The 3,392-nt window shown below is 67.0% G+C and carries 2 protein-coding genes and 1 rRNA gene; 2 read left to right on the top strand and 1 reads right to left on the bottom strand.

Annotated elements, in window-relative coordinates:
* Positions 1 to 299 precede the first annotated feature (299 nt).
* Positions 300 to 887 (bottom strand): cysteine hydrolase family protein, encoded by a 588-nt coding sequence (locus tag FVW27_RS10915; RefSeq protein ID WP_167125092.1) that lies wholly within the window; start codon positions 885 to 887, stop codon positions 300 to 302.
* A gap of 572 nt (positions 888 to 1,459) precedes the next feature.
* Between FVW27_RS10915 and trpB the strand changes: the two genes are divergently transcribed.
* Both trpB and FVW27_RS10930 read left to right on the top strand, forming a co-directional pair.
* Complete coding sequence (gene trpB, locus FVW27_RS10920; protein ID WP_243838358.1) at positions 1,460 to 2,782, top strand: tryptophan synthase subunit beta; 1,323 nt, start codon at positions 1,460 to 1,462, stop codon at positions 2,780 to 2,782.
* Between the two features lie 510 nt (positions 2,783 to 3,292).
* A 16S ribosomal RNA gene (locus FVW27_RS10930) occupies positions 3,293 to 3,392 on the top strand; the annotation flags it as partial.

Raw genomic sequence — 3,392 nt, forward strand, 5'->3', positions numbered from 1 at the left:
GCCCGCGTGGGCCGCCGGGCGTGCCGATTCCTGTCGCCGCCATGTGGGCGGCGCGTGGCCCGCGATCAACCTTCCCCGCCGGATGTACCGTCCCGGAGGCGACTCGGCAAGGGTTCGGCGGATGGATGGGTGGGGCAGCGGCGGGGGGGGCGGAATTCCCCGGCGCATTCGCGGCCCGCACACGCCGCTGTGACACGGCACGAAAGGCGCTTCCTGCTTTCCTCACCCCAGCAGGTCACCCCGCCAGTTCCCCGGCGCGCGCCGCTGCGCCACCAGCCCATCCGGCGGCTACTCCCCGGCTACACCGCCAGATCCGCCGCTGTAGTCACGTCGGCAAACACCCCGTTCAGGGCGGCCAGGAAGGCGGCGCGCACCGTGTCCGCATCCACCTGCGTGCCGCCGTACGCCAACGCGGGGGAAGCCGTGGCGTCGCCCGCGACCCGGCAGCGGAAGCCCAGGTCGAAGGCCGCGCGTACGGTGGTATCGATGCACATGTGGGTCATCATGCCCACCACGATAAGGTCGGTGACGCCGATTGCGCGCAGGCGGTCCAGCAGTTCCGTGCCCCGGAACGAGTTGGGAAAGTGCTTGGTCAGCACGGCCTCTCCGGGCAGCGGGGCCACCAGCGGGTGGATATCCGCCCCTTCCGTGCCGGGCAGGAAAAAGGTGGAGCCGGGGCGGATGCTTTCATGGCGGATATGGATGATCGGCATGGACGTCGCGCGGCAGCGGGCCAGCACCTCCGCGGCGCGGCGGCCAGCGTTGTCGGCATCGGGCAAGGCCATGCGCCCGCCGGGAAAGTAGTCGCGCTGGATGTCCACGAGGACGAGTGCCGTGATGGATGCAGTCGGGGCTGCGGCGGGGTTGTCTGGGGCTGCGGACGACATGGCGGCTCCATGAAGTTGTCGGGTTACGGTTGGGATGACTGTGCGGACGGGGCGTAAGGGCCAGGCGGGCCAGGCGGGCCGCCCAGACGAATCCCATGGACGGACCGCCCCGAACGGGCCGCGCCACGCCCGGCGCGCCCATATATGGATAGCACCCCCGCCCCTGGCAGGCGAGGCCCGGCGGCGGCAAGCAGCCGGAATGGCCCGTTTTGCCGCCGGATTGTCCTGTTTCGGCGACACGATTTCCACCTTTCGCATACTGTATACAATTCTTGACAGCCGACCCGATTCGCGGCATGAGCAATCCATGCACACCGCACTCTCCATATCACCGGACCTGCTGCCGTCCGCGTTCCCGCGGTCTGCGGGGCCGCGCCGTTGCGCGCGCCTGGTCCACCAATGGTGGCGGCCCTGACCACAGGGCCGTGGAGGTTCGCGCACGCCGTCGCCACCGGGCGCGGCACCCGCTGAAAAACCACGCGGCCGGAACTCCGGGCGCGCCGCCGAACCCCGCGTATTGGCCGCCGCATCAAGGCCGGAGTCCTGCTGCAACAGCACGAGGAGCTTCGACCATGTCCACCATTCCCCGCATGTTCCCCGCCGGTGTCACCTACGGCGCCACCCTGCCCACCGATGGCGGCTGCGCCTGCGCCGCCGCCGCACGCGCTGCCAGCCTGTCCACGCCCCCCGCGCCACCCGCCGCTGATGGTTTGTTCGGCCCCTACGGCGGGCAGTACGTGCCGGAGCACATCAAGCCCGTGCTCGACGAACTGGCCGCCACCTTCGAACGCTACCACGCCGACCCGGACTTCCTGGCCGAGCTGGAATACTACCTGACCCGCTATTCCGGTCGCCAGACGCCGCTGTTTCTGTGCGCCAACCTTACCGCGCGCCTTGGCGGGGCAAAGATCTACCTCAAGCGCGAAGACCTGAACCACCTTGGCGCGCACAAGGTGAACAACACCATCGGCCAGATATTGCTGGCCAAACGCATGGGCAAGAAGAAGGTCATCGCGGAGACGGGCGCGGGCCAGCACGGCGTGGCCACTGCCGCCACCGCCGCGCTCATGGGCATGCAGTGCACCATCCACATGGGCGCGGAAGACATGGAGCGCCAGAAGCTGAACGTGTTCCGCATGCGCATGATGGGTGCGGAAGTGGTACCCGCCATGAGCGGCCAGCGCACCCTGAAGGAAGCCGTGGACGAGGCCCTGGCCGCCTGGCTGGGCGATGCCGAGAACACCTTCTACCTGCTGGGTTCCGCCGTGGGGCCGCACCCGTACCCGCGCATCGTGCGGCACTTCCAGTCGGTGATCGGGCGCGAGGCGCGCGCCCAGATGCTGGAGGCGGAAGGCCGCCTGCCCGACTGCGCAGTGGCCTGCGTGGGGGGCGGCTCCAACGCCATCGGCCTGTTCGCGGAATTCATCCCGGATGCAGGCGTGCGGCTCATCGGCGTGGAGCCTGCCGGGCGCGGCCTGACCTACGGTGACCACGCCGCCACCCTGTGCATGGGCACGCCGGGGGTCATGCACGGGTTCCATTCCTACATGCTGAAGGACGAGGCGGGCGAACCCGCCGCCGTGTATTCCATATCCGCCGGGCTGGACTACCCCGGCGTGGGGCCGGAACACAGCCACCTCAAGGACATTGGCCGCGCCGAGTATGCCAGCGTGACCGACGCCGAGGCCCTGGACGCCTTCTTCACCCTGTCCCGTACGGAAGGCATCATCCCCGCGCTGGAATCGTCGCACGCCCTGGCCCACGCCATGAAGCTGGCCCCCGCCCTGGGCAGGGACGCCATCATCCTGGTGAACCTGTCCGGCCGGGGTGACAAGGACGTGGCCCAGGTGGAGGAAATGGTCAGCGCCGGGCTGGTTACCCCGCCCTCTCTGTAGGTTTGGCCCGCATCATTGTCGGTAGCCGGGCGGACGCATGGCTTGCCCGGCTACCTGGCTCAAGTTTTTATCGCTGTAAATTCATCATGTTGTGTGAAAAATGCGCAAAGCCTGAAAAAAGGTTGTTGACCTTGGCGGGCGATACGCATAGATACCCGCTTCCGCAACGACGACCGGCGGCAGCGCGCGAACAACGCGCCGCCATTCGGTTTTCCGAGCGGAGTGCTCTTTCAACCTTGCAAGCCCTGCCGGACGATGCGCCACACTGGCAAAATCGACCGGCCACGAAAAAAAAGTGAAAAAGGGTGTTGACAGCAGATGCGGGATGCGGCAAAAGGGCCGTCCGCGCTGCGACAAGGTCGACGGCACGGCGGAGCGATGGCTCCGGCGGTCCAAGTGACTGCGGTTCTTTGACAAGTAAATAGCGAGTCGGGAAGGAATCAGCCTTTACGATAGTAATCAATCGTGCGGGTGCCTCAATTGCGAGGCGTTCGTGCGACTTCAGTTTTTCAACTGGAGAGTTTGATTCTGGCTCAGATTGAACGCTGGCGGCGTGCCTAACACATGCAAGTCGTGCGTGAAAGGGCTTCGGCCTGAGTAAAGCGGCGCA

Origin of the sequence: Nitratidesulfovibrio liaohensis, assembly GCF_011682075.1 — a bacterium.
GTDB classification, from domain to species: domain Bacteria; phylum Desulfobacterota; class Desulfovibrionia; order Desulfovibrionales; family Desulfovibrionaceae; genus Cupidesulfovibrio; species Cupidesulfovibrio liaohensis.